This is a genomic window from Clostridioides sp. LIBA-2809 (genome assembly GCF_056688965.1).
The window spans coordinates 1,086,689-1,112,549 of sequence record NZ_CP197004.1; the positions used below are offsets into that span (position 1 = coordinate 1,086,689).

Below are 25,861 nucleotides of genomic sequence, written 5' to 3' on the forward strand. Positions count from 1 at the left end.
CATATGTGAAAATCATAGTCATATCTTCATTGTTATATTGACTTTTATCATTGTTCATATTATGATTTTATCACGATAAACTTCAAAAAAATATTAAAAAAACACCAATTATTATCACAATATTACCAAAGGAGAGATGAACATTGGATTTAGAAAAAGAAAAATACATCAATTCCATAAATCTGAATATAAATACTGATTTTCCTTATCTTGCTCTTGATGTAGTCAATGACAAATCTTATCCGAAAAATCTCGGTTTTCAAGTCATGCATTGGCATGATGATTTACAATTTATATATGTACTGAGTGGAGCAATCGAAGTTACGACTCTTGATGACATTGTTCAAGTTAAAACAGGAGAAGGAATCTTCATCAACAAAAATGTTATACATCATGTAAAACGTATTAAAGATTGTCATTATAATAGTTTTATTTTTCCAAACTATTTTTTAGAATTTTATGCTGGAGCTTATGTAAAATCGTTTGTTGATAGTGTGGTAGAGAACGAACAATTTACTTTCTATCACTTTATACAGGGGAGTGTTTGGCATGACGAAATATTGTCTGTTTTGAGTCAATTAGCAGATATAGAAAATAATAAAACAGAATTTTATATATATGAGGTACTAGTTTGCCTTTCTTCTCTTTGGCTTACAATGATAAAGAATATTAATTTCCCAAAAAGAAAACAAAAAAATATAGTGAATATCCGTATACAAAAAATACTTCGATATATTGAAGAAAACTACTCAGAAAATTTAACCTTAGAGGATTTAGCAAAGAGTGCAAATATTAGTAAATCAGAATGTTCAAGATGTTTTAAATCCAGTTTAAATACTACACCATATAAATATCTAAATGAAATTCGTTTATTAAAAGCAACACAACTGCTGAAACATACAAATGAACCTATTGGTAATATAGCTGTAACTATTGGGTTTAACCAAATGAGCCATTTTGGTAAATGCTTTAAAGAAAAAACAGGATATTCTCCAAAAGAATATAGAGATATGGAAAACTTGAAATGAGTTTTTTATATGGAATAATTTTATTAGTTTTTTTATTTTTAATATGACATAATAATGTCATATTAGTCTTGATATAATTTGAATATGGTTAGGAGCCAAAGAAAAATATAAGGAGTGATTTAAAATGGAAGAAACTAAATTTTGCCAATGTTGTGCTATGCCAATGGGACAAACTGATGAATTATATGGGACAAATAAAGATGGAAGTAAAAGTACTGATTACTGTAGCTATTGTTTTAAAGATGGTGAATTTATAGCAGATATAAGTATGAAAGAGATGATAGAGGTTTGTATACCTCCTATGCTTGAAAGTAATAAAGGCATGACTGAAGATGAAGCAAGAACAATGATGAATAGTTTCTTTCCAACATTAAAACGTTGGAAGTAAATTTATACAAAATTCGTAGATAGCATAAAATTTATAAAAATTAATAATAAATATATTGATTCTGAATGCTGATTAGATTTATTTAAATAATGTATTAGGTCAGTTTACAAGGAAGTGTATGCAGAAGAATATAAAATATGATATTAACAACAAGTGGTATGCCTTATGGCATACCACTTGTTGTTGGCTGAGAGTTCAATTCTTATTGTATGGTTAAATCTACATTATCCTCAAACGGCAAAGCTTAAAATATGTCCTTTCTACGCTATTTATCTATCCATGTCTTTTTTACCTCAAGATTTATCTGATTAAGAATCTTTAGCCAATTATCAGATTAAAAAAGAAGTAAATATGAAATAGAAAATATCTTTCATTTTTACTTCTTTTTTTACAGTATAAAATTTTTATTCTACTTTAGATAAGTTCCTTCTTCATCTTGATAAATTAATCCTTTTTTCATAAGCACTCCAAGAGCACGTTTAAAATTTTTCTTGCTTGAATTAAATAATATAGAAATATCTTTAGGGTCAGACTTATCATTAAATCTCATATATCCATCAGAGCCTTCTAAATAACTTAAAATTTTATTTTCTAAAGTATCAAGTTCATCTTTTCTATTTCCTCTAGGAGAAAGTCCTAGTTTTCCATCTTCATATACCTTTATAACATGTAAATTTTCAAGAACATCGCCAGTTTTTAATTCAGTAAAGTATTCATTATGAAGTATTACACCAGCATATTTATTATCTACACATATCATGGCAGAATTATTAGTTTGGAATCCATATACAATTCCAGTTACAACATCTCCTACATTGTAAGTATGGTCTGTTGATAAATATGAATCTATATCTGTAGTAGCAGCAATTCTTTTACTTTTATCTAAATATATATAAAATAAATATTTTTCATCCCTAAATAATGGATAAGTCTTAGCTTTAAAAGGAACTAGTATATCCTTAGAAAGTCCCATATCTATGAAAGTTCCAACATCTGTATTGTCAACTACTTTCAAATGTGCTACATCTCCAACCTTAGCTAAAGGAGGTATTAAAGTAGCAGCAGTTCTATCATCAGAATCTTTAAATATGAAGACATCTACTTCATCACCTATATTTACTTCATTTTTTCCGATTAATCTATTATGAAGAAGTATATCGTCTTTTGTGTTATTAGTTTGTCCATCCAAAAAATATCCAAACTCAGTTTTTCTTTTCACTGTAAGTTTATTAAAATCACCTATGTTTATCAAATTAAAATCATCCTCTCATTTTATATTTATAATTTAGCCATAATATACTTATGTAGTAGTTTGTCACAGTATATGTATTAGTATTAGTGAAATTTGAAATAAATAATGTAGTTATTTATGCATTTTTCAATTCTCTAGCTTCCTATATAGTATAAACTCCAATTTCTTTTTTGTCTTTAGATTTTACTAAAATTTTTACAAAATAAGTTAAAAGTATTGAAATAAAATTTCTTTTAAAGTATAATTGGTATATACCAAAATTGGTATATACCATATCGAAAAGTGGTGATTATATGAAAATAGTAGATAAATCTAATAACATACCATTGCATACTCAATTAAGTTCAATAATAAGAGAAATGATAGAGACAGGTGAGCTTAAAGAAGGTGATGCAATAATACCAGAGAGAGAACTTTGTAACATACAAAATGTAAGTCGTATGACAGTAAATAAAACTATTGTTGGATTAGTTACAGAAGGTCTTCTTTATAGAGTACAAGGTAAAGGAACCTTTGTTGCAAAGCAAAAAAAGAAATACCAGTTTTCAAATGTAAAAGGTTTTACTGATGTTATGAAAGAAAAGGGAGTAAACATAAAAACGGATATATTATCCTTTGAGATGGAACTACCTGATGATTTAGTTAAAAGAAAGCTTGGAATAAATGACAACACCACAAATATATATAAGATTGTTAGACTTAGATATACTGATGGAGAGCCATTTGGATTGGAAATAGTATATTTATCAGAAGAAATGTGTAAAGGTCTTACAAAAGGGATATTAGATAATTCTTCATTATATGGAGTTTTAAATGAAAAGTATGGTTATAAGATACAAAAAGCTGAGCAAGTAATGGAGCCAATAATACTTTCAGATGAAGAAAGTAAGCTTCTAGAGACCGAAGAAGGCGCTTTAGCTCTTAAGCTCCATAGAAATTCTTATAATAGAGAAGGTAATCCAATAGAATATACCATATCAATATTTAGGACAGATAAATATCAATATGAAATAGTATTGAGTGAGTAGGTGAATAATATGAAATGTTTAATTAATGGAAAAATAATATTAAAGAATCAAATATTGGAAAATAAAGTACTAGTATTTGATGAAAAAATAATGGATATAACTGATAGTGCACCAAAAGATTGTGAAGTTATAGATGCTAATGGAAAGTATATATCTCCAGGGCTTATTGATATTCATATACATGGAAATATGGGAAAAGATACGATGGATTCGACTGATGAATCTATTGAAACAATTTCAAAATCAATAATGAGACATGGAGTGACTTCTTTTCTTCCAACTACAATGACTATGGATAAAGAACATGTTTATGATGCTCTTGAAGTCATTAAAAAAGCTCAAAATAGAAAACTTGAAGGAGCACAGGTATTAGGAGCACATTTAGAAGGGCCTTTTATAAATGAAAATTATAAAGGAGCACAAAACGAAAAATTTATAATAAATTCAAAATACGAATTTATCAAAGAATATAAAGATGTCATAAAAGTTATAACTTATGCTCCAGAAAAAGACATTGATTTTGATTTTACTAGGGAAATAAAAAGATGTACAGATATAGTGTTGTCTATTGGTCATAGTAATGCAAATTATGAGCAAGCTAAAGAAGCTATAAATTTAGGGGTAACAAATGTAACTCATATGTTTAATGCAATGACTGGTTTAAACCATAGAGACCCAGGGGTTGTTGGTGCTGCACTTACAACTAATGTATACAGTGAATTAATAGCAGATACAATCCATATAAATAAAGATTTATTTCAATTTATACTGAATAATAAAGGGAAAGAAAGATTGATTTTAATAACAGATTCTATAGAGGCTGGTGGGCTTGAAGATGGAAATTATGCTCTTGGAGGTCAGAAAGTCATAGTTAAGGGTAATGAGGCTAGACTTGAAAATGGAGCATTAGCTGGAAGTGTATTGCCTTTAAATAAAATGGTATTTAACTTCTTAGAGAATACAAATCTTAAGGTGAATGAAGCAATTAATTTAGCATCTCTAAATCCAGCAACGTCTTTAGGTATAAATGATAAAAAAGGAAGTTTAGAAATAGGTAAAGATGCAGATATAGCTGTATTTGATGAGAATTTGAATTGTAAGATGACTCTTTGTTTAGGTGAAGTAGTATATAAAAATATATAATATATAAAAACAAAATTTAAAGAAGATAAAAGTAACATAAAAAAGTAACAGTAAATTTATATCAATTAAAGTTTTAGCTAAAATTTAGGAGGAACAAAATGAGAGTATTAGTATGCAAAGATTATGATGGAATGAGTAAAAAAGCAGCTGAGATGATAGCAGCTCAAATAGTTTTAAAACCAAATTCAATATTGGGACTAGCTACAGGAAGCACACCAGTAGGTATGTATAGAGATTTAGTAAAGAAATATAATGATAATATAGTAGATTTTTCAGATGTAATTAGTTTTAATTTAGATGAATATTATAAGTTACCAGTATCTAATGACCAAAGTTATGATTATTTTATGAAAGAGAATTTATTCAATCATGTAAATATTAAGCCAGAAAATACCCATCTACCAAATGGGATGGCTGATGATATTGAAGAAGAATGTATAAATTATGAAGCTTCTATAGATGCAGCCGGTGGTATAGATGTACAAGTACTTGGAATAGGTCGTAATGCTCATATAGGTTTTAATGAGCCTGATAATAAATTTGCAAAAAGAACTCATGTAGTTGAACTTACAGAATCTACAATAGAGGCCAATGCAAGATTCTTTGAATCAAGAGAAGATGTTCCTAAAAAGGCTGTAAGTATGGGAATTGGTTCAATATTAAAATCTAAAAAAATATTACTTTTAGCTTCAGGGGAAGAAAAAGCTGATGCAGTATATAAAACTGTTTATGGAGATATAACTCCAGAAGTTCCTGGTTCTATACTTCAACTTCACAAGGATACTATAGTTATAGTAGATGAAGCAGCAGCAAGTAAACTGAATCCAAAAGATTATAAATTAGTATAAGAATAGAATATAACTTAAGTAAAAAATAGCTGTCTTTTAAATAATCAAATTTATTTAAAGACAGCTATTCTTATTTGAATTATTTAGTTATTACTTTTTACGAAAACTAGTTATCAAGAAGTATCCAAGTAAGATATTAAAAATTGTTATGTTCAGTGGTATTCGGTCAAGTATAATGAAATTTCCTATAATTGGAATATTTCCAACTGGAAATATAAAGATTAGCATAGGCATTAATGCTAGAAAAAAAGATGGAATACAGATAATAACTAATCTTGGAATATCAAGATACCAATTACCACTTTTTTTATATTCATTAATAAATAATTCAATGCCTAGTAATAAACCAATACCACCAGAGGAAATCAAATTAATAAAAACAAATTTTTTAAAGTCTTGTGTAAAACTGGTATGAATTTGCTGATAGTAATCAAAATTTAATTTAACAGCTAAAAAATACATGAGTAATAGAATAATTAAAAATAAAAAATATCTAAGAGCTTTTTTCATCTTAAATTCTCCTTTCATAAAGACTTTATCTAGTTTTATTCTGTTGAAATCTAGTTTTGCCAATGAGTTTAAGAAATCCATAAAATTAGTTGAGAATGGACTAAGTATGGCATATTAATAAATGTTTTTTATGCTTGAAGTAAACTGTATTATTTAATATAACTATAATATTAATTGTTTGAATATTCAATGAAAAGTTTTTTAAATAGCAATTTCGATAAAAAATGAATAAATATAGTTAAATATTGGATTATTGTTTTATGACATTTTGCACTGAATTTAATAAATTCTATAATAATTTGTCTTTGCCTTAAAATTGCCTTAAAATCTAAACAATTTTAAAACTAATGTACCATAAAAAACTGATATAATTTAAATATAGTAAAAAATAATATTTATCTTACATATTGGAATTTAATTGTTTAATCAATATATTTATACTATTTAATTTAAATTAAAAGTTTATTAGGGAGTGAGTGTATGAATAAGTTAATTTATATAGCAGACGATGAAGATAATATAAGAAATTTGGTAAAAACATTCTTAAAAAATGAAGGTCATGATGTTATGGATTTTAAAACAGGGGATGAACTTTTAGAGCAATTTAATAAAAAAGAGTGTGACTTAGTAATACTAGATATAATGATGCCTGGTTTAAGTGGCTTTGATGTATGTACGAAACTTCGTGAGAAGAGTACTGTTCCAATAATCATGCTTACTGCAAGAGATACAGATATAGATTATATTACAGGGATAACTTTGGGTAGTGATGATTATTTTACAAAGCCATTTAGTCCAATGTCTTTAGTTATGAGAGTAAAGTCTATATTTAGAAGGATAGAATTTGAAAAGAAACAAAATTATGATAAGTATGGTGATTCTGTCGATATGGAATTAAAATTTGGTGATATAACAATAAATAAAAAAAATAAAATCGTTACAAATAAAAGTGACAATATAGACTTAACACCAAATGAATACAATCTATTAACTTATCTGTTTGAAAATAGAGACAGGGCAGTTTCTAGAGATGAATTATTAAATAAAATATGGGGATATGATATAGAAGTTGAGACAAGAGCTGCTGATGATACAGTTAAAAGACTACGTAAAAAGATTTTAGATACAAATATTTTGATAGAAACTGTCTGGGGTTTTGGGTTTAGATTAAAGGAGAAAAATTCAGATGGAAAATAAAAATGATAAAAATACAGCAAATAAGATTAAATCTATATTTAAATTAAAATTTTCAAAGAAAAATATGAGCATAAAAACTAGGATTTTATTGAGTATACTGTGTTTAATAATTGTAGTATTTATGATAATATTAGTATCTTTTAATATATTGCTTGATACGTACATAAAAACAACTGCAAATGAAGAGCTAACAAAATCTACAGAAATAGTAGAACATATGGATAGCAATTTTAGACCTATTAAGCCTCCTCAAGATGATGGAAAGCTTCCTCCAAAAGCATTATCTAATTTTATGAGAAATGTACAAGATAAAGTTAGGATGGCAGAAACACAATCAGATGCTGATGCTATGGTGGTTGATTCAAAGTATAACTTGATATTTCCAACAAGAGAAGATGACTTTTTAAAGAATATTGATGAGATGGAATCTATTAAAAAGTGTATTCAAAATGAAAAACTGGATTTAAACTCAGATGAAAATACACGCATATCTACTGGAAGTAATGATTATTATATTTCAACTGTAAAAATAACTAGTATATATGGAGAACAAGATAAGTATTTAATTCTTTTTATAGATATATCAAAAACCTTAAATCTAGTCCAAAAGATAAACATTGTATTAATATTTGTAATGTGTTTTGCAGGTATATTAGCAATATTTACAGCTATAGTTTTATCTGAAAAAATTGCTAAACCTATAAAAGAGTTATGTGGTTTTGCAAAAAAAATGGGTCAGGGTGATTTTAGAAGGACTTACTTTGATTTTTCAGACAAGGAATTGGTAGAACTTTCAAATATTATGAATAAGAGTGCTGAATATCTTGATAAGTATGATAATGAACAAAAAATATTTTTCCAAAATGCTTCTCATGAGCTTAGGACACCACTTATGTCCATTAAAGGTTATACAGAAGCTATAAAGTATAATGTAATAGACAGCAAACATGCAAGTGATATAATTCTTGAAGAAAGTGATAGATTGAGTGATATGGTTGAAGATTTGTTATATATATCTAAAATTGATAATATAACTAAAGATTATGAACTCGTAGAATGTGATTTAAGAGAAGTACTTTCAAACTGTGGTTCTAGACAAAATGTAAGAGCTATGAATAAAGGTATAAGATTTGTTTATGAGTTTGATGAAGAAATGGTTTTATTTGAATGTGATGAAAAAAATGTATCCAAAGCATTTATGAACCTTATAGAAAATGCCTTAAGATACGCTAAGAGCGAAATTAAAATAGTATGTAAACATAATCAAAAAAATATAGTTGTTATAGTTGAAGATGATGGAATTGGGATTAATAAAGAAGATTTACCTCACATTTTTGAACGATTTTATAAGGGGGTTGGGGGTAATCATGGAATTGGATTATCAATAGTTAAATCTATTGTAAATAAGCATGGTGGACGTATATATGCGGAAAATGGTAAAAAAGGTGCTAAGTTTACTATAGTATTTAAGTTATAAAGATAATATAAAGAGATATTAAAGAAAATATGTCAATATTTGAAGTTGTTTTTTACATATATCTATTGTATACTGTTGAAAAAAGAACAATATTAAGCTGACATATATTATAATAGTTGACAATTAAAGTAAATGCTTAAATATATATTCAGAAAGGAAAAGTAAAATCTGAAGTGTATTTAGCTTAAGTAAGCTTCTTATTTTATAAAAAATATGTATGAAAGAACAACTGCTTTTTGATATTACAAATTTAGTAACTGTTATATTTGAAGCTTTTGTTGTCCATATGTTTTTATCAGATTTTTTAGGTCAGAAAGAAGGATATACAAGAGCTATAAGATATGCTAGATTGGGTTTTATAATATGCTTAGGAGTCTGTAATTTAATAACTTTAAATCCTGCAATCACAATACCTTTAATTTTTATTCTTATTTTTTCAGCATCATTTTTATATGAAGGAAATATACAGACACGATTATTTGCTACTGTTTTATTAAATGTATTCTTTATATTATCAGAAATTGTGGTTACAAGTATTTTTGTCTTATTTATAAAAGAAGGATTTGAAATAATGTTTGAAAACAATGGTATAAGAGTATTAGCCACAATTTTATCTAAAATCGTTTTTTTATTTATATGTAAGATTGTTTGTTTATTTAAAAAAGATGTACATTCAGATATGCCAATAAAGTATTGGATTATTTTACTTGCAATACCTTTATTTAGTTTATTTCTAGCTATTTCTATATTTGATATAAACAAGTTCTTTAGTTCTGAAAGTTTAAAATTTCTAAATTTAATATCAAGTATTGGTATTTTATATATTAATTTTATTGTATTTTATCTATTTAAATCTATTATAGATAAAACTAAATTATCTATGAAGTATGAAATACTTGAGCAAGAAATAATTCATAAGGAAGAATTAAGACTTAGTAATGAACGTTATAAGATTATTGTTGAACAGACTGACTCTGTTGTCTTTGAATGGAATCTTAAAGAAGATAAATCATTTGTATCTCAGGCCTGGACTGAAAAATTTGGATATAGCAGTAAATGTGAAAATCTTTTAAAAGAGATTAGAGATAAAGAATTAGTTCATCGTAAAGATTACAGTGTATTTGAAGATTTTCTTGAAAGTATTAAAGAAAATGACAAACATAATCAAGTAATATATCGTTTAAAAAAATCTAATGGCGAATACATTTGGTGTAGAACATCAGTAACAAAGATTTTTGATGATGAAAATAAACTTTTAAAGGTTGTAGGCGTGATTGTAGATGTAGATAGTGATATAAAAAAATATGAAGAGTTAAAAACTAGAGCAGAAAGTGATTCATTGACAAATATATATAATAAAGGTACATTTGAAAAACTAGTAGAAGAAGTTATATCTACAAATAAAAATAACAAGAAAGATGCATTATTCATTATTGATTTAGACGATTTTAAAGAAATAAATGATAATTTCGGGCATCCATTTGGCGATTTTGTGTTAAAAACTTTTGCTGAGAAGATACAAGCCAGTTTTGGTAATGAAGATTTAGTTGGAAGAATTGGTGGTGATGAATTCGTAGTATATATGCAAGATTATCATTCAGAAGTAAACTTGCATAAAAAAGCAAAAGAATTAAACAGAGTTCTTTATGATAATTATAATGACTTAAGTTTTAGTTTTGAGGCTTCTGTTAGTATAGGTATTGCAAGATATCCCCAAAATGGAAATTCATTTATAGAATTGTTCAAAAATGCAGATAGAGCACTTTATAATGTAAAAGCATCTGGTAAGAATTCTTATTGTTTGTTTGAGGAAGAACTATATATACAGTGAATTTAGAATATATAGTTTAAGTATATAGATAAATTATTAAAAAGTTGGCTCATGTAGCTGAATTTATAAACATTTATTAGCAAGGCTATGGTCATAAAAAGCATAGCCTTACTTTTCTATTCAACTAAGTATTATGTATTTTAAAAGGAGATTATTTAGTAAACCTAAATCGACAATAAGTTTTATAGCTTAAAAATATATTGGATTCATAAATGGTATTATGAGTTCTGTGACCTCTCCATATGCATCAAGTCCCCAATATCCACTGTAAATACCATCACCCATGCCACTTGTTAACATAATTAATCTATAGGGTGTTTGTGGCAATTGCCAAATCAAGAAATTGCCATCTTTATTCTGGATGTTTGGATACATTTCATAGCTTTTTTTAAAAAGTGCTGAAAAATAATCATGATATTTATTTTTATCTGGATTTTCATTTTGCCATTTTGTTGTAAAACTAGCATATTCCTTTGCAACTTTTGCGTCTGAAAAGCAAGCTAATCCTGTATCCACACCAAAAAAAGTCCATGCTCCTGCTTTTCCAAAGTCTTCGATTCCTTTTCCTTTTGGCATAGCAATTTCATATGTAATAGGTTGCTTGTCACTAATAATTAATCTAGCTGCTGCAATTCTAAGTCCAGCAATTTTAGAATGACAAATAGATATTTCTACAGAATAACTTCCAACTGGTATTTTTCTTTCTAAACAAGTTTCATACTCACTCCCTAAATATGCAAGAGGGTCTGCAAGGACAACTTCTCCGCTTGGAAAATCTGTTTCCCCCACGATAAATGGTTCAAGTTTGTCACTTTTTTGAAACAAGCTTTTAAAAAATTCTATTGGATAATTTTCCTGATTTAAAAATTTTAGGTTTTTTTCAAAGGCTATTTGTGCAGGATGCTTAACTGGTTCTCTAATTTCTTTCCTTGTGTTTGTGTCAATAAAATATTTTCCACTTTTATCAGAGCGAAATTCTAGGTCTGTTCCTATAGGCATATAAAAAATATTTAAAGTAGTTGGTTCAATATTAACAAGAGTATTGAAATCTACAATTGTCATGTTTTTAGGATTATCAACATACTCCTGTGTATCTGTATCTCCAAAAGCAATCCATCCATTTCCAAATTCACTGTCTTCTCTAAAAAGCCACTTCAATTTTGATGTTCCATTGAGAATTGATTTACTGACAATACAACCTCCTGCTCCAGTTATATACTGTTTCATTTCTGAGTTTTCGACATTTTGTTCCTTTTTACTAGATAATTTCATATAAATTCTCCTTACTTTTTATATTTGTAAAAGCACATACATATAAAAAATAAAAGCTATAAAGTATATAGTTTAATTATGTGTTTCATAGCTTTTATTTCTTGAGTTAATTTCAATCATTTTTATAGAAATATAAATCTGAAGTATTTCATCAGCATAGTCTAGTGTAATACCTGTGATTTCTTTTATCTTATTAATTCTATAAAACAGAGTATTTCTATGAATATTTAAGATTTTAGCAGCCTTGCTTGGTGAATTATTAAAGTATATATATTGTTTTAAGGTCTCTAATAAATTACAACCATTTTTTTTATATTCTTCAATTAGTTTGGTTACAGCTGGATGATTGAGGTCATATAAATCATAATTAGTACTAAGTAGCTCGTAGAGTATATATGGTATGCTTTTCCCAAATGGAGAAAAGTTTATATCATATTTTTGAGCAATTTCACTAGCTCTTTTAGCTTGAATATAATACTTCCAACTATCAGATAGCTTTGAAAATCTTGAACTTATTCCAGCATAAAGTGAATTTAGTTTTAAGTAATTAATAAATTCTTTATTCTCATTGTCAATTAAATTATGAATTAAAGAATCATTAATAAAAACGACTAAAGCAGATTTATGTACTACACAGTTATTAGATGGTATAAATGCACTTAAAGATTGCATGATAAAAGGAACTTTACTATCAAAATAATTGTTATCTTTGTTTACTATTACCATTATATTTAATGAATTTGACTTAGTCCAATTTAAATAATGGAATCTTTTGCTTATAGTATCATCATCTAGGTACTTTTTTTCCAACAAATCAGAAAGTATATAATTAGGAATAAGTTTTTTATCTATATTAAACAAATTATTTTTTTGTAGTTCTAGAGATAAAGCTTTATTAAGTGATTCTAATAATTTAAAGTGAAACTCATTAAGTGGTTTTTTCCATTCACAGATAGCTATATGAGCTACTTCAATTTCTTCTACACATACGGATGAGACTAATGTTCCAAGCCAGTTATCTGGTTTATTTTCATCTTTAGTAGATTTATTATAATGTATTTTTTTATGGATATTTTGATATTTTATGTAATTTATAGTTTCTTCGTCTAAATATTTATCTCCATTAGAATCCTCAGTAAGTTGTAATATATCACTGACATCATAAGAATAAGCTAAAACTTTGAAGCTAGAGTCACGAATTATTATAGGATAGCCGAATTCTTCATGTGCTATGTCGATTAAATATTGTATGCCTTTATTCTCAGAAACTACATCAAAAAACTTTTGAGAACATAAACTAAGATGTACTTCTTGATTCATGATATTTAACAATTCACCAAAAAGGTCATACTTTTCTTTTTTAGATTTTATGATACAAATATTTGGGTTTAAATTATATCTTTCTAAATCAATGTTAACTTCATTTTGTATAAAGATACCTAAAAAATTCATATTGGTCAAATCTACAGAAATATCTGTTATATTTCCTAAATATAAACATCCAGTATTAAATTCAGTTTGATTATTTTTATAAATATTTAAGCTAGTGATATCTATATATTCATCTAGAAATGGCTTTAATACTGAGATATATTGAGATATACCTTTCATTAAATATACTAATTTCATGGGAAACCTCCTCTTATTATATCTGATTGTACTATAACACAATAGATATAGTATATTTTACATCAAAGTTTAGATTCTAACACATAGTTTAAGCAAATTAATTTATATATAATTAGTTATATAAACTAAGAAAGCATCAAAGTAAAAAATTTTAATTAAATAAGAATAAGGTTTTTAGTAAATAAAAATAAAGGGAGTGTGGAGTATGGCAATAACTAAAATTACAAATATTAAAATATTTGATGGAGAAAAACTTTCAAAACAAAAGAGTATTGTAATAGAAGATGGAGTAATATCATCAAAAACAACTGCTGATATTATTATAGATGGGGAAGGATGTACCTTACTTCCAGGATTTATTGATTCTCATGTTCATTTAGATAGTATAAAAAACTTGGAGGATGCAACTAACTGGGGGATAACTACTATGCTTGATATGGCAACTAATAGCAAAGAGATAGTAGAATCTTTAAGAAATATAGATGGACTAACAGATATTCGTAGTGTATATGAACCTGTTGCACCAGCATCACACCCTCATCTTATGGGCATGGGGTTTAAAGATAGTAAAATACATACTATTAAAGATGCTGAACATTTTGCTAAGAAACAAATTAAACAAGGAGCAGATTTCGTAAAAATTATAATAGAAGACCCAAAAGCATCTAAAATAGCTTTTGATTTTGAGACAATAAAAAGAGTAGTTGAAATATCTCATGAAAATGGGAAAAAAGTATTTGCTCATGCACCTACAACTATAGCTTATGAATATGCAGAAAAAGCAAATGTTGATGTAATAAATCATATTCCTTTTATAGGGAAATTATCTGATGATGTAGTAAAAAGGATAAAAGAGAAAAATCTTATATCAATTCCAACTATAGTTATGATGGAAAGTATAATATCAAATATAAAAAAAGCTACAGGAAGAGAAGAGGTTAGGTTAGAAACAGCAATAGAAAATACAGCTACATTGAAAAAAGCTGGAGTGGTGATATTAGCTGGAACTGATGCAAATAATGATGAGAATTCTGTTAGTATAGTGAAACATGGGGAGTCCCTTCATCGTGAATTTGAATTATTAGTTAAGGCAGGTCTTAATACAATTGAGGTACTTGAGAGTGCAACAAGTTTGCCAGCAAAACTATTAGGTCTTAATGACCGTGGATTAATAAAAGAAGGAAAAAGAGCTGATTTAGTAATGGTTGAAGGTGACCCAATTAAAGATATAACAGCAACTAGAAATATAAAAGGTGTATGGATAAAAGGCAATAAAGTAAGATAGTAAACTGAGTAGTGTTAAAAATAAAAGAAATTTATGTTAAAGGAGATTGAGAACATGTTATTAAGTAGACCAGGAAAGAATTCTATGCAAGATATAGTAGATAAAAATAGTGTAAAAGAACTTATAGAATTTGAGAGATTTTGTAGGGATAATGCATTATGGGATGAAATGAAAAAATGCTTTGCAAAGGAATCTACTGTTTCAATATCTTGGTATCAAGGTAGTGGAAAAGGGTTTGTAGAAGAATCAAGTAAGATGAAATCTTATGCACCACATAAAATTTGTGATACATTAGTTTGGATAAATAATAATAAGGCAGTATCAATCACAATGGGGGCTATTCATATTAGAAATGAAATTGATGGAAATTTAGTTGAACTTCAGTCAGATGTCAAGTTTTTGTATAAGACTCAAAAGATAGATGATATATGGTATATAATATCTATGGATGCTATATATGAAAAAGATATAATTTTACCTGTTTATCAGGATGGAGATGTCAAAACTTCTAAGAAAGACATACAGGATTATAGACCTTCATATGCAAGTCTTTCTTATATGCTTAGTAAGGATGGATATAAAATAAATCAAGAACTTCCTGGAATAGATAGACCAGAAAAGGTTGATAGACTTTATAAAGATGCAGAAAAATGGCTATTAGAGAACTCTAGAATTTAGATTGTTTTAAATATAAATAAAGGGGGGTGTCTCAAAATGAACTTTTTAGTTTATGAGGCACTCTTCTTTGTATGAAATCAAATATATTTTTATCATTTCAACAATGAAAAAGAGACTTATCTCTCTTTTGAGACAGCCTCTTTTTAAATAAACTTTGTATATTTAAGATAATACTCTATAAAAAATTTATTTAATTTGCTATTTTTGTTACTCCTTTTTATATTCTTTTTTGTACTCTTTAGTAAAAATAAATAATGAAAGGAGTACAGAAAAAATTAAACAACCTAATATAATATTTGAATTAAGATTTGAAGAATTAAAATTTAAAAAGATATTATTCAAATCAGCATCTAAAAAAACTGTATTATTAATTAAATGAATTACAATACATGCCCATATATTTTTAGTTTTCATATAAACATAGCCTAAAAATATAGAAATACTAATTACAAAAAATAATCTAAGTAATATGCCTAAACCGTCTACATGATAAACTGTAAACCATAAAGGTATGTGCCATAGCTCCCATATAACCCCCAATAAAATAACTCCTATTCGTTTACCAAACTTTATCTGCATTTTTTCTTGAAGAAATCCTCTCCATCCATATTCTTCACCAAAAAAAAGAATACTTTGGGTTGCGAGATAAGGAATAATGGAAAATATGCTCATAAATAAATTAATAAAATTAATATCCTTACATCCTAACATTATAAATTTACTTAAATTAATTACTATTATAAAAATAAAAATATATTTAATAGATTTTTTTTCGTTTTTAAATGGATAAAGTTCTTTACCTTCTATACATACATAACATATAGTTGTAATACCAGCAAATAAAACTAAAATACCTATCCCTAGGTTTATAGTTTCATCATCTATTATTCGAAATGTTTTTAAAGTAACTAGAGATAAAGATAATAAAAAGTCAGCTATTATGACATAATTAAGTATGATATGTTTATCACTTTTCTTATATCTATAAATTCTTGCTATTGAAACTCCTGATGCTGGTAGTATAGTCATAAATATTACCATTATTTCTGGGTTCATATATTCTTTAAAGTAGAGAGGGATTCCAAATAATAGTGATATACCATAAGTGACTATAAAAAATATTGCGACTTCTATACTATTTATTTTTTTATCATTGTTTTTCTCAGCTATATTACTTTTTATCATAATAATTTATCTCCCTTTACATTTTAACTTCTGCTGAGATTTGAGTTAGATATTCATTAGAATCTCGTACACTTATGTCATATAGGAGATACTCTTCATAAACAAAATCTCCCATATATAAATTATTCTGATTAAAAAATTCTAAGAGTTTTTCATAAGTTTTATTAATAGTTTCATAACCTCCTTTATGGTAAGCAGTTACATAAAGCCCTTTTGGTTTGATTGATGTAGGATATTTCTTATAGTCTTTATTAACTTTTGTAAATAAATATGAATATGACTCAAAATCTCTATTCATTATATCTTCGCCTTTAATGATTGAACCAATCATACCATCATCACCTAAATCATAGTTATCCATAAAGTTAATACATTCATATAAAAAGTTTTCATCATCGTCTCCAAGAAAGGGTTCTTTAGAAGTAAGAGGCGTTTTGACTAAGTATTCTTCCTCATGTTCTTCTAAAATAATCGTATTTGCATCTATATTACAGGCCTTTTTAGTAAATGAAATAGTAGACTCCATTAAAGCCTTAATATTATTCAGTTTTTCAATTTCATTATTAATATCAATAGTTTTCTTTTCTAAAAGTTCAACTAGTAAATTAGGAGTTCGTTTATCTATATAAGTTTTAATTTCTTTTAAAGGCATTTTAATTTCCTTAAGTGAAGAAATTATACCAAAAATACTGAGTTGATGGTATGAGTAGTATCTATATCCGTTTTCCTTCTTTAACTCTGGAGAGAAAAGACCTATATCATCATAATGAAAAAGCGTCTTTTTATTGACTCCACAAATCTTTGCAAATTCTCCAGTTGTGAAATAATTTTTCGAAATTTGACTCATAATTAAAATTCCTCCTTGACTATCCTGTTACAGTATAGTTTATCATAATATTCTATAAAGGAGTGTGATTGTATGAAAAAATTAATTCGTTTTTTAAAACCATATAGAGTTTTAATTGTTACAGTGCTGATGTTTACATTTTTACAAACTCTTGGAACTTTATATATACCAACACTTACAGCAAATATAGTAAATAATGGTGTAGTAAAGGGGGACGTAGATTATATTGTAAAGACAGGTCTAATTATGTTGATAGCAGCAGGTATAACAGCTTTATCAGCTGTTTTAGTTTGCAAAGTATCATCAAATCTCTCATCTGGATTTTGTAGAGATATTAGAGAAGCAGTATTTATAAAATCACAAGATTTATCAATAAATGATTTTAATAAGATAGGTACAGCTTCAATGATTACTAGGAGTACTAGTGATATTACTTTAATAGGTCAATCTTTGTTTATGTTTATTCAATTGGTATTACCAGCACCAATTATAACGGTTTCTGGTTTATTCTTAGCATATTCTATAGATAAAGTAATGACAATTATTATTGTTACAGTAATGTTTCTATTCATGTTATCTGCATTTTTGGTTGGTAAAAAAGTTATCCGATTGTTTAAAATGATGCAAATAAAGATGGATAATATGAATAGAGTATTACGTGAAGTAGTAACTGGAGTAAGAGTTATAAGAGCTTTTGATAGAAGTCGTTTTGAAAAAAAGAGATTTGATAGAACTGCAATAGATTATTCTGAAACGGCAATTTCAATAAATAAAATATTTGCAGTACTTATGCCTGTTGTAATGTTAATAATGAACTTAGGTATAGTGAGTATAATTTGGTTTGGTGGTATGAGAGTAAGCAATGGAAATATGGAGATAGGTCATATAATGGCACTAGTTGAATATTGTATCCTAATATTATTTTATTTAATTATGGGAGTAATGGTATTTATGTACATACCTAGAGCAGGAGCTTGTGCAGATAGAGTAAATCAAATCTTAGATATAGAACCTGAAATTGTAGATGGAAATGGATATAAGGATATTACTTCAGAAAGAGGTCATTTAGTATTTAAAAACGTAACTTTTTCATATTCCCAGTCGGAGGAACCTGTTTTAAACAATATAACATTTGAAGCAAAATCTGGAGAAGTAACTGCAATTATAGGAAGCACTGGTTCTGGTAAATCTACTATTGCAAATATAATACCACGTTTTTTTGAAATTCAATCTGGAGAAATATCTATAAATGGTCAAGATATTAAGAACATGCCTCAAAAAGAGCTTAGAGATAAGATTGGATTTGTACCACAAAAAGCCTTTTTATTTAGTGGGACAATAGAAGAAAATATAAGATATGGAAAAGAAGATGCAAGTATTGAAGAAGTAAAGCATGCTGCAAGTATAGCCCAAGCTGATGAGTTTATTTCTGATATGGAAGATAAGTATGATTCATTTGTAGCACAAGGTGGAAATAACTTATCTGGTGGTCAGAAACAGAGAATATCTATTGCAAGGGCATTAGTTAGAAAACCAGAAGTATATGTTTTTGATGATAGTTTTTCTGCATTAGATTTCAAGACAGATAAAAGGCTTAGAAAAGCATTAAAGAATGAAATTAAAGATTCATCAGCTATAATTATAGCACAGCGTATAAGTACAATTATGGATGCTAATCAGATTATAGTTTTGAATGATGGAGAAATTGTAGGTATAGGAAAACATAAAGAGTTACTTGAAAATTGTGAAGTTTATAAGCAAATCGCAGATTCACAGCTTAGTAAAGAAGAACTTGCATAGAGTGAAGAATCAATCTGTGTATTTGGAGGTGTAATATGAGTGAAAAAATAACAGAAAAACAAGATGTAGAAGTACTTAGCTTTGAAGATGGTATGTCAGCAGAAAAAGCTAGAAATGCAAAAAAGACAACTAAAAGATTATTGAAATATATGAAAAAACAAAAATTTAAGTTATTAATGATTTTTATTTCAGTATTAATAAGTTCAGCTCTTACAGTTTTAGCACCAATGGTTATGGGAAAAGCTATTGACCAATTATTTAATGGGATTAAAACTGCAGTTCAAACAGGTACAAAGTTCAGTGTGAATTTTAGTACTATGGGAGGTATAATATCAATACTTCTAGGGTTGTATTTAATTAGTGCAGTATTTATATATATACAACAATATATTATGTCAGGTGTTGCACAAAGTTTAGTTCTTAACATGAGAAAAGATTTAAGTGATAAATTAAATAAACTTCCGCTTAAATACTATGATTCTCACAAAAAAGGGGAAACACTTAGTATAGTTACAAATGATTTAGAGAAGGTAGCAGATAGTTTACAAGAAGGATTAATGCAACTTATTACAGCAGTGGTCACAGTGATTGGTTCTATTGTAATGATGATAAGCATAAGTATACCACTTACAATAGTATCAGCTGTAACTTTGCTTGTTTCTTTAGGTATTACTGTTATAATTGCAAGAAAATCACAAACTAGATTTTCAGAAAATCAAAAATCATTAGGAGAATTAAATAGCAATATAGAAGAGATGTTTACTGGTCAAATAGTAGTTAAGGCATTTAGCAAAGAAAAAGATACTATAGAAAATTTCAAAGAATTAAATCAAAATCTTTATAATGCTAGTAGAAAAGCTCAATTTTCATCATATGCTATATCTCCAATTATTAGATTTATAAATCAAATTGGGTATGTTATTATAGCAGTTGTGGGTGGTGTATTTGCATCAACTGGAGCAATGACTCTTGGTAGTATACAGGCATTTATCCAATATGTAAATCAAGCATCAGAGCCTACTACAGAGATATCTTATATTGTAAATATGCTTCAAGCAGCAATTGCATCTGCAGAGAGAGTTTTTACAGTTATGGATGAAGTGGAAGAGATGAAGGACAAAGAAGATTCAAAAGTTATCAACATGCCTAAAGGAAAGGTAGAATTTGAGCATGTTAAATTTGGATATAGTGATGATTCTATTCTTATGAAAGATATTAATATTAAATTGAATGCAGGAGATAAAATTGCAATTGTTGGACCTACAGGAGCTGGGAAGACAACTCTTGTAAATTTACTTATGAGGTTTTATGAGATACAAGGTGGAAGAATTACTATTGATGGAGTTAATATAAAAGACTTAAAGCGTGGAGAGCTTAGAACTATGTTTGGAATGGTTCTTCAAGATACATGGCTGTTTAATGGTAGTATAAAAGAAAATATTGCTTATAGTAAGTCAGATGCTACAATGGATGAGATTGTAAAGGCAGCAAAATCAGCAAGAGTAGACCACTTTATAAGGACTTTACCTCAAGGGTATGATACTGTATTGACTGAAGATGCTTCTAATCTGTCTCAAGGTCAAAAACAACTTTTAACAATTGCCAGGGCAATACTTTCAGACCCGTCAGTGTTAATTCTTGATGAAGCAACCTCTAGTGTTGATACCAGAACAGAGGTTGAGATTCAAAAGGCAATGAACAACTTGATGAAGGGAAGAACTAGCTTTGTTATTGCACATAGATTATCAACTATTCGTGATGCAGATTTAATATTAGTAATGAAAGAAGGTAATATTATCGAACAAGGAAATCATAAGGAACTTATTGAAAATAAAGGATTTTATGAAGAACTTTATAATAGTCAATTTTCAAGTGAATATGATGAAGAAGTTGTATAATTAATAATATTATAATATAAGATTTTATATATAATTAGGATATTAAGAATTGTATTACAAGAAAAATAGAGATAATAAAAATTACTCCGATAATTAAAAGTAATTTTATTATCTCTATTTTGATTCTAAGTATATATGTTGAATCTTAATTAAAAAATATTGCTTAGTCAGTTTTATTTAAATCTAATATTTACATTCACATTTATAATGTATTAATTATATTAAAAACTCTTTTATGGAGTTAATCTTCCTCTAATATTTTTTTCAAAGCTATATCCAATATCTAAGACTTTTTTATCTTCACCATACAGTGTCATAAACGTAACTCCAATAGGAGCTCCCTTTTCGTCCAATCCAAATGGTACATTTAATTCAGGATATCCTGATGCTGATGCCATTGTAGAACCAGAGCTATCTAAAAAAACAATAACGTCCAAGTTTTTTTCTTTAAAAGTTTTATTAAGGACTGATTTCGCTTTCTGGATTGAATCATCTATTTTATTCATATTACTTTTTTCTACTTGATTAGCTTCTTCCAATAAGTCTTGGCCATATTTAATTCTTCTTTTGGAGTCAGCGTTATTAAATTCAATTAAGGCATTTAATTTTGTTATCGGCATATTATACTTATCAGCAAAGTCTTCAAAGTCTTTTTTAAAGGATAAATTGATAGTATTTATTATGCCAATTCCTTCTTCGTTGAGACTAATAGGCACAACAGTGACATTCATTTTTTCTAATTCTTGATTTAGATTTTTTAGCATTTTTTCATCATTATACTCATAGCTTAATAACCCAATCTTCATACCCTTCAGTGAGTTAATATCAAAGTCCAATGATATATTTTCATTTGAAATTGCATTATAAGCAATCGCTACATCTTGTACTGTTTTTCCTATTGGACCAGCTGTGTCAATTTTTTTGACTAGTGGCATAATTCCATCACTAGATATTTTGTCTCTAGATGGTTTAAATCCCACCACTGAATTTGCTGAGGCTGGAGCAACAATGGAACCATCTGTTTCTGTTCCTATGGAGATTGGAACTATATTTGCGGTAACAGAGACAGCGCTACCACTACTAGAACCAGATGGAGATATCTTTAAAGGGCCAAAAGGATTAACTGTCTGACCTTTTTTACCACTATATCCGCTAGGCATTATTCCTGAAATATAATTTGCGAATTCAGACAGATTATTTTTTCCCAATATAATAGCACCTTGTTTTTTCAAATCCTTTACTAAATTAGCATCTTCATTAGGAATAAAATCTGCAAAGGCAACAGTACCTGAACTTGTCGGCATATTAGAGGTATTAATATTATCCTTTAACATGACAGGAATACCAAAAAGTGGAGAAGGTATTATTTTATCTTGTGAAGACAATTTTAATCTCTCTGAATCCATAGTTCTGGCATCAGCAATTGCACCTGGATTTACTTCTACCACGGAATTATATCCATGTTTAATTTGGTCTATCATTTTAATTCTATAAAGATATATTGCTGTAATTTCCTCATAAGTTATTAGTCCATTTTCTACTGATTTTTGGATTTCATCAATATTTTTTTCAACTACATATTTTTCTTTATTTGCCATTATACTATCTATATCTAATTTACTCAATTGCTGATTGATAGATTTAATTATCTTATCATTTTGATAAGAAATCCATTCTTCTCCAGGTGGAATAACGTTTTTAATGTATACATATGCACAAATTAAAAGACTTGAAATAAATATGGTTATTCCAATAATAATCTTTTTTTTCATGTTCTACCTCCTAAACTGTATCTACTTTAATTGTTTATTAATATAAGTTACTATTTATCAATTTAAATACCAATATATATAAATAGAATTCACAAGCTCTATTTTTCATTTGCAACAACTAAATCAATAAATAATTGCATAAGTGGACTAATCCACTTATTTTTATGATGACCACATACTGAAACAATACTCTTATCATCTAACTCTGTATCTATTGCACATAGTTCTCCTGTTTTCAAATCATCTTCTACTGCAAACGTAGGGAGATATGATATTCCCATATCATTTTTGACTAAATTTTTAATAGTAGGTATACTCCAAAGTTCAATCGTATGGTCTAGAATAATATTCTTTTCATTTAAATATGATTCAAACATCTGTCTAAAAATGCATGCTGGTTCATCTATTATGAAAGGAATATTTAATTCTTGGTTTGGAGTAATAAAATCAGGGAATTGTTTTTTTACTTTTGGTGATGCAACTAGTGTTAAAGGTGATTCTCCAACAGTATAGGTAGAAATAGAATTTCCTAAGCCTCCAATATCTTTATAAAATATTCCTAAATCAATACTTCCTGCAAGCAAAGAATTTCTAATATCATAGCAATTCATTGAGCGAAGAAATAGTCGTGCATTTGGTGCCATTTCATGAAATTGTTTTAAGATAGAAGGCATTTTATAACAAATAAGAGTTTCTCCCATTGCTATATGCAAATCACCACGTAACTCAGATAAGTCAGTACCAAAATTCTTCATTTTATCAACAGAACATAGAACATCATCCACATAAGGTATTAGATTTTTACCAGCTTTAGTTAGAACCATTTTTCTTCCTATTTTTTCAAATAAATGTGTAGATAGTTCTTGTTCTAGCTGTTGTACTTGAAATGTTATTGTTGATTGTGTGTAATTGAGCTTATTTGCTGCTTTAGAAAAACTGCCTTCTTCTATTATAGTTTTAAAAGTTTGTAGGTATTTAAGATACATATTTAACCTCATTTCATTCAATATAATTGAAGTATAAATTTAAATATTTCGATTTTTTTTATGGTTTAATTTATAGTATTATAATATAAAAGGAGAGTGATTGCAAGTGTTGAGTGAAGTTTTATTATCTTTTTTACCATACGCATTTGTTACAGGTTTTACACCAGGACCTAATAATATCCTTGCGTTAAATACGATTAGTACTAATGGATGGAAAAAAGGGAAGTCAGTAGTTATAGGAATTGGCATGGGATTTATGTGTATTATGTTCATATGTGCTCTTGGATGCCTTGAATTATCAAAGTTTATACCAATGATTACTGGTATTATGAAGTACATAGGAGCACTTTATATTATTTGGTTAGCAATACAAGTAGCTAAGAGCAAACCAAACAAGGATAGTGATGTGAAGAAAGAATCCTTTTGGACTGGATTTATTTTGCAGTTTGTTAATGTAAAAATTATAATATTTGCTATTACTGTATATACAGGGTATGTAATACCTGTGTCACAGTCAGTTGAATATTTATTATCAGCAGCAGTTTGTAATAGTATTGTGGGCATATCTGGGACTTTGACATGGGCTCTAGCAGGAGGTATTTTACAAAAATATATAAACAAACATTACAAAGTAATTAATATCATTATGGCACTAGTACTTATTTGGAGTGCAGTAAAACTAATTTTAACATAACTGAGCATATAGGTAGAAATATATAAATTTAATTATTTAGTATTATAAATTTAGAAGATGAAACTATAGGTTATATAATTTTGAATAAGAAATTTTATTTTTTATTTGAAAGATTTAATTTATCTATAAGTAACATCTTCTTTTTTTGCTTCCTAAAACTACTATTTGTTAGTTATACAGAATCTAATACTATATAAAATTTAATTTACAGATGAAGATATAAGATATTATTAAAAATTAGATAAATAAATTCACATTTATTTTTTTATCTAATCTTATTTGCCACATATATGCCATAAAGATGCACTTATTTTACGGAGATTTAACAAAGTAAAGTGAAGTATACTCTAAATATAAAATAAATCAAACATAGTTAAATGAATTGAGAGGTGATAATAATGGATAAGAAGTTAAACTATAGATTTGAGATGAAACACAAAATAACTGAAGCTGATGTCCTAGCTTTAAAATCAAGACTTTATCCAATAATGAAGAAAGATAGAAACGCATCAAAAGATGGAAAGTATCTTATCAGAAGTTTGTATTTTGATACACCTGAAGATAAAGCGCTTTTAGATAAGTTAAATGGAGTTGCAATGAGAGAAAAGTTTAGAATAAGATTTTATAACAATAACCCTTCTTATATAAAGTTGGAGAAGAAAATAAAACATTATAATATGACATCAAAGCTATCAGCTAGTTTAACTAAAAAAGAAGTAGAGAAGATATTAAAAAATGACATTGAGTTTTTAAAAGAATCGACAAACTGCTTATTAAGAGAGTTTTACTTAAAAATAAAATGTGAAAGATTGGAGGCAAAAAGTATAGTTGATTATGATAGAGAAGCTTTTGTTTATCCGCTTGGAAATGTAAGAGTCACAATCGATAGTGACATTAAAACTTCTGTAAATTCAATAGATTTGTTCAATAAAGAACTGCCAACAGTATCAGTTATTGATGAAAATATGACTGTATTAGAAGTTAAATATGATGAGTTTATACCAGATTTTATAAAAGATTTGGTTCAGATTAATAAAACCACTTCTACAGCAGTTTCAAAGTATGCATCAAGTAGACTGTATATATAGGAATGGAATCTAAGTTTTATGTAAA

Annotated in this window: 23 protein-coding genes; 16 read left to right on the forward strand and 7 right to left on the reverse strand. The window is 27.5% G+C overall.

Annotated elements, in window-relative coordinates; translation table 11 throughout:
• Window positions 1-143: 143 nt before the first annotated feature.
• The 3 genes from ACTG44_RS05295 to ACTG44_RS05305 all read left to right on the forward strand — a co-directional run bounded on the left by ACTG44_RS05295 (window position 144) and on the right by ACTG44_RS05305 (window position 1,728).
• Window positions 144-1,028: an AraC family transcriptional regulator gene (locus tag ACTG44_RS05295; protein ID WP_479919963.1), complete on the forward strand. Its 885-nt coding sequence runs from the start codon at window positions 144-146 to the stop codon at window positions 1,026-1,028.
• Between the two features lie 124 nt (window positions 1,029-1,152).
• Window positions 1,153-1,416, forward strand: a complete 264-nt coding sequence (locus ACTG44_RS05300; RefSeq protein ID WP_021383769.1) for a zinc ribbon domain-containing protein — start codon at window positions 1,153-1,155, stop codon at window positions 1,414-1,416.
• A 165-nt stretch (window positions 1,417-1,581) separates the two neighbouring features.
• A complete protein-coding gene (locus ACTG44_RS05305) occupies window positions 1,582-1,728 on the forward strand; it encodes a hypothetical protein (protein ID WP_479921425.1) in 147 nt (48 codons plus the stop codon).
• Between the two features lie 97 nt (window positions 1,729-1,825).
• Here the strand turns inward: ACTG44_RS05305 and ACTG44_RS05310 are convergent, their stop codons facing one another.
• Complete coding sequence (locus ACTG44_RS05310) at window positions 1,826-2,668, reverse strand: CvfB family protein (RefSeq protein WP_479921426.1); 843 nt, start codon at window positions 2,666-2,668, stop codon at window positions 1,826-1,828.
• 293 nt (window positions 2,669-2,961) lie between these two features.
• Here ACTG44_RS05310 and ACTG44_RS05315 point away from each other — a divergent pair, with 293 nt between their 5' ends.
• The 7 genes from ACTG44_RS05315 (at window position 2,962) to ACTG44_RS05345 (ending at window position 10,702) form a co-directional block, all read left to right on the forward strand.
• Complete coding sequence (locus ACTG44_RS05315) at window positions 2,962-3,696, forward strand: GntR family transcriptional regulator (protein WP_479921427.1); 735 nt, start codon at window positions 2,962-2,964, stop codon at window positions 3,694-3,696.
• Between the two features lie 9 nt (window positions 3,697-3,705).
• Window positions 3,706-4,839: an N-acetylglucosamine-6-phosphate deacetylase gene (gene nagA / locus ACTG44_RS05320; RefSeq protein ID WP_479921428.1), complete on the forward strand. Its 1,134-nt coding sequence runs from the start codon at window positions 3,706-3,708 to the stop codon at window positions 4,837-4,839.
• Window positions 4,840-4,937: 98 nt separating this feature from the next.
• The gene (gene nagB, locus ACTG44_RS05325; protein ID WP_479918325.1) at window positions 4,938-5,687 is read left to right on the forward strand and encodes a glucosamine-6-phosphate deaminase; all 750 of its coding nucleotides are present in this window, start codon (window positions 4,938-4,940) and stop codon (window positions 5,685-5,687) included.
• A gap of 175 nt (window positions 5,688-5,862) precedes the next feature.
• Window positions 5,863-6,102, forward strand: coding sequence for a hypothetical protein (locus tag ACTG44_RS05330; protein ID WP_479921429.1), 240 nt, complete (start codon window positions 5,863-5,865; stop codon window positions 6,100-6,102).
• A 575-nt stretch (window positions 6,103-6,677) separates the two neighbouring features.
• Window positions 6,678-7,394: a response regulator transcription factor gene (locus tag ACTG44_RS05335; protein ID WP_021383749.1), complete on the forward strand. Its 717-nt coding sequence runs from the start codon at window positions 6,678-6,680 to the stop codon at window positions 7,392-7,394.
• Complete coding sequence (locus ACTG44_RS05340; protein ID WP_479921430.1) at window positions 7,384-8,871, forward strand: HAMP domain-containing sensor histidine kinase; 1,488 nt, start codon at window positions 7,384-7,386, stop codon at window positions 8,869-8,871. The genes ACTG44_RS05335 and ACTG44_RS05340 overlap by 11 nt, the downstream gene beginning before the upstream one ends.
• Before the next feature lie 217 nt (window positions 8,872-9,088).
• Window positions 9,089-10,702, forward strand: coding sequence for a sensor domain-containing diguanylate cyclase (locus ACTG44_RS05345; RefSeq protein WP_479921431.1), 1,614 nt, complete (start codon window positions 9,089-9,091; stop codon window positions 10,700-10,702).
• A gap of 189 nt (window positions 10,703-10,891) precedes the next feature.
• On the opposite strand, the gene ACTG44_RS05350 is transcribed toward ACTG44_RS05345, so the two are convergent.
• Entirely contained in the window at window positions 10,892-11,974 is a 1,083-nt protein-coding gene (locus ACTG44_RS05350) for an immunity protein Imm33 domain-containing protein (RefSeq protein ID WP_479919969.1), read from the reverse strand.
• Window positions 11,975-12,046: 72 nt separating this feature from the next.
• Complete coding sequence (locus ACTG44_RS05355; protein ID WP_479921432.1) at window positions 12,047-13,603, reverse strand: PucR family transcriptional regulator; 1,557 nt, start codon at window positions 13,601-13,603, stop codon at window positions 12,047-12,049.
• Window positions 13,604-13,808: 205 nt separating this feature from the next.
• On the opposite strand from ACTG44_RS05355, the gene ACTG44_RS05360 reads away from it, so the two are divergent.
• Both ACTG44_RS05360 and ACTG44_RS05365 read left to right on the forward strand, forming a co-directional pair.
• Window positions 13,809-14,888 (forward strand): amidohydrolase family protein, encoded by a 1,080-nt coding sequence (locus ACTG44_RS05360; protein ID WP_021383780.1) that lies wholly within the window; start codon window positions 13,809-13,811, stop codon window positions 14,886-14,888.
• A 54-nt stretch (window positions 14,889-14,942) separates the two neighbouring features.
• Complete coding sequence (locus ACTG44_RS05365) at window positions 14,943-15,566, forward strand: hypothetical protein (RefSeq protein ID WP_479918330.1); 624 nt, start codon at window positions 14,943-14,945, stop codon at window positions 15,564-15,566.
• 207 nt (window positions 15,567-15,773) lie between these two features.
• Here ACTG44_RS05365 and ACTG44_RS05370 read toward each other — a convergent pair whose 3' ends face one another.
• A complete protein-coding gene (locus ACTG44_RS05370) occupies window positions 15,774-16,751 on the reverse strand; it encodes a CPBP family intramembrane glutamic endopeptidase (protein WP_479918331.1) in 978 nt (325 codons plus the stop codon).
• A gap of 16 nt (window positions 16,752-16,767) precedes the next feature.
• Entirely contained in the window at window positions 16,768-17,598 is an 831-nt protein-coding gene (locus ACTG44_RS05375) for a MerR family transcriptional regulator (RefSeq protein ID WP_479918332.1), read from the reverse strand.
• 72 nt (window positions 17,599-17,670) lie between these two features.
• On the opposite strand from ACTG44_RS05375, the gene ACTG44_RS05380 reads away from it, so the two are divergent.
• Together ACTG44_RS05380 and ACTG44_RS05385 are read left to right on the forward strand one after the other, a co-directional pair.
• The gene (locus tag ACTG44_RS05380) at window positions 17,671-19,398 is read left to right on the forward strand and encodes an ABC transporter ATP-binding protein (protein WP_479921433.1); all 1,728 of its coding nucleotides are present in this window, start codon (window positions 17,671-17,673) and stop codon (window positions 19,396-19,398) included.
• 35 nt (window positions 19,399-19,433) lie between these two features.
• The gene (locus tag ACTG44_RS05385) at window positions 19,434-21,296 is read left to right on the forward strand and encodes an ABC transporter ATP-binding protein (protein ID WP_479921434.1); all 1,863 of its coding nucleotides are present in this window, start codon (window positions 19,434-19,436) and stop codon (window positions 21,294-21,296) included.
• Between the two features lie 233 nt (window positions 21,297-21,529).
• Here the strand turns inward: ACTG44_RS05385 and ACTG44_RS05390 are convergent, their stop codons facing one another.
• Together ACTG44_RS05390 and ACTG44_RS05395 are read right to left on the reverse strand one after the other, a co-directional pair.
• The gene (locus tag ACTG44_RS05390) at window positions 21,530-23,068 is read right to left on the reverse strand and encodes an amidase family protein (protein ID WP_479918335.1); all 1,539 of its coding nucleotides are present in this window, start codon (window positions 23,066-23,068) and stop codon (window positions 21,530-21,532) included.
• Window positions 23,069-23,166: 98 nt separating this feature from the next.
• A complete protein-coding gene (locus ACTG44_RS05395; RefSeq protein WP_021383775.1) occupies window positions 23,167-24,054 on the reverse strand; it encodes a LysR family transcriptional regulator in 888 nt (295 codons plus the stop codon).
• A 106-nt stretch (window positions 24,055-24,160) separates the two neighbouring features.
• Between ACTG44_RS05395 and ACTG44_RS05400 the strand changes: the two genes are divergently transcribed.
• Window positions 24,161-24,748: a LysE family transporter gene (locus tag ACTG44_RS05400; RefSeq protein ID WP_479918336.1), complete on the forward strand. Its 588-nt coding sequence runs from the start codon at window positions 24,161-24,163 to the stop codon at window positions 24,746-24,748.
• 398 nt (window positions 24,749-25,146) lie between these two features.
• On the forward strand, window positions 25,147-25,836 hold the full coding sequence (locus ACTG44_RS05405) for a polyphosphate polymerase domain-containing protein (protein ID WP_021383737.1): 690 nt from the start codon (window positions 25,147-25,149) through the stop codon (window positions 25,834-25,836).
• Window positions 25,837-25,861 lie beyond the last annotated feature (25 nt).

What these genes read in the sequence shown, in the direction of transcription:
- ACTG44_RS05300 (WP_021383769.1), top strand. Translation starts at nt 1,153, where the DNA reads ATGGAAGAAACTAAATTTTGCCAATGTTGTGCTATGCCAATGGGACAA.
- ACTG44_RS05305 (WP_479921425.1), top strand. Translation starts at nt 1,582, where the DNA reads ATGGCATACCACTTGTTGTTGGCTGAGAGTTCAATTCTTATTGTATGG.
- ACTG44_RS05315 (WP_479921427.1), top strand. Translation starts at nt 2,962, where the DNA reads ATGAAAATAGTAGATAAATCTAATAACATACCATTGCATACTCAATTA.
- nagA (WP_479921428.1), top strand. Translation starts at nt 3,706, where the DNA reads ATGAAATGTTTAATTAATGGAAAAATAATATTAAAGAATCAAATATTG.
- nagB (WP_479918325.1), top strand. Translation starts at nt 4,938, where the DNA reads ATGAGAGTATTAGTATGCAAAGATTATGATGGAATGAGTAAAAAAGCA.
- ACTG44_RS05330 (WP_479921429.1), top strand. Translation starts at nt 5,863, where the DNA reads ATGAAATTTCCTATAATTGGAATATTTCCAACTGGAAATATAAAGATT.
- ACTG44_RS05335 (WP_021383749.1), top strand. Translation starts at nt 6,678, where the DNA reads ATGAATAAGTTAATTTATATAGCAGACGATGAAGATAATATAAGAAAT.
- ACTG44_RS05340 (WP_479921430.1), top strand. Translation starts at nt 7,384, where the DNA reads ATGGAAAATAAAAATGATAAAAATACAGCAAATAAGATTAAATCTATA.
- ACTG44_RS05345 (WP_479921431.1), top strand. Translation starts at nt 9,089, where the DNA reads ATGAAAGAACAACTGCTTTTTGATATTACAAATTTAGTAACTGTTATA.
- ACTG44_RS05350 (WP_479919969.1), bottom strand. Translation starts at nt 11,974, where the DNA reads ATGAAATTATCTAGTAAAAAGGAACAAAATGTCGAAAACTCAGAAATG.
- ACTG44_RS05355 (WP_479921432.1), bottom strand. Translation starts at nt 13,603, where the DNA reads ATGAAATTAGTATATTTAATGAAAGGTATATCTCAATATATCTCAGTA.
- ACTG44_RS05360 (WP_021383780.1), top strand. Translation starts at nt 13,809, where the DNA reads ATGGCAATAACTAAAATTACAAATATTAAAATATTTGATGGAGAAAAA.
- ACTG44_RS05365 (WP_479918330.1), top strand. Translation starts at nt 14,943, where the DNA reads ATGTTATTAAGTAGACCAGGAAAGAATTCTATGCAAGATATAGTAGAT.
- ACTG44_RS05370 (WP_479918331.1), bottom strand. Translation starts at nt 16,751, where the DNA reads ATGATAAAAAGTAATATAGCTGAGAAAAACAATGATAAAAAAATAAAT.
- ACTG44_RS05375 (WP_479918332.1), bottom strand. Translation starts at nt 17,598, where the DNA reads ATGAGTCAAATTTCGAAAAATTATTTCACAACTGGAGAATTTGCAAAG.
- ACTG44_RS05380 (WP_479921433.1), top strand. Translation starts at nt 17,671, where the DNA reads ATGAAAAAATTAATTCGTTTTTTAAAACCATATAGAGTTTTAATTGTT.
- ACTG44_RS05385 (WP_479921434.1), top strand. Translation starts at nt 19,434, where the DNA reads ATGAGTGAAAAAATAACAGAAAAACAAGATGTAGAAGTACTTAGCTTT.
- ACTG44_RS05390 (WP_479918335.1), bottom strand. Translation starts at nt 23,068, where the DNA reads ATGAAAAAAAAGATTATTATTGGAATAACCATATTTATTTCAAGTCTT.
- ACTG44_RS05395 (WP_021383775.1), bottom strand. Translation starts at nt 24,054, where the DNA reads ATGTATCTTAAATACCTACAAACTTTTAAAACTATAATAGAAGAAGGC.
- ACTG44_RS05405 (WP_021383737.1), top strand. Translation starts at nt 25,147, where the DNA reads ATGGATAAGAAGTTAAACTATAGATTTGAGATGAAACACAAAATAACT.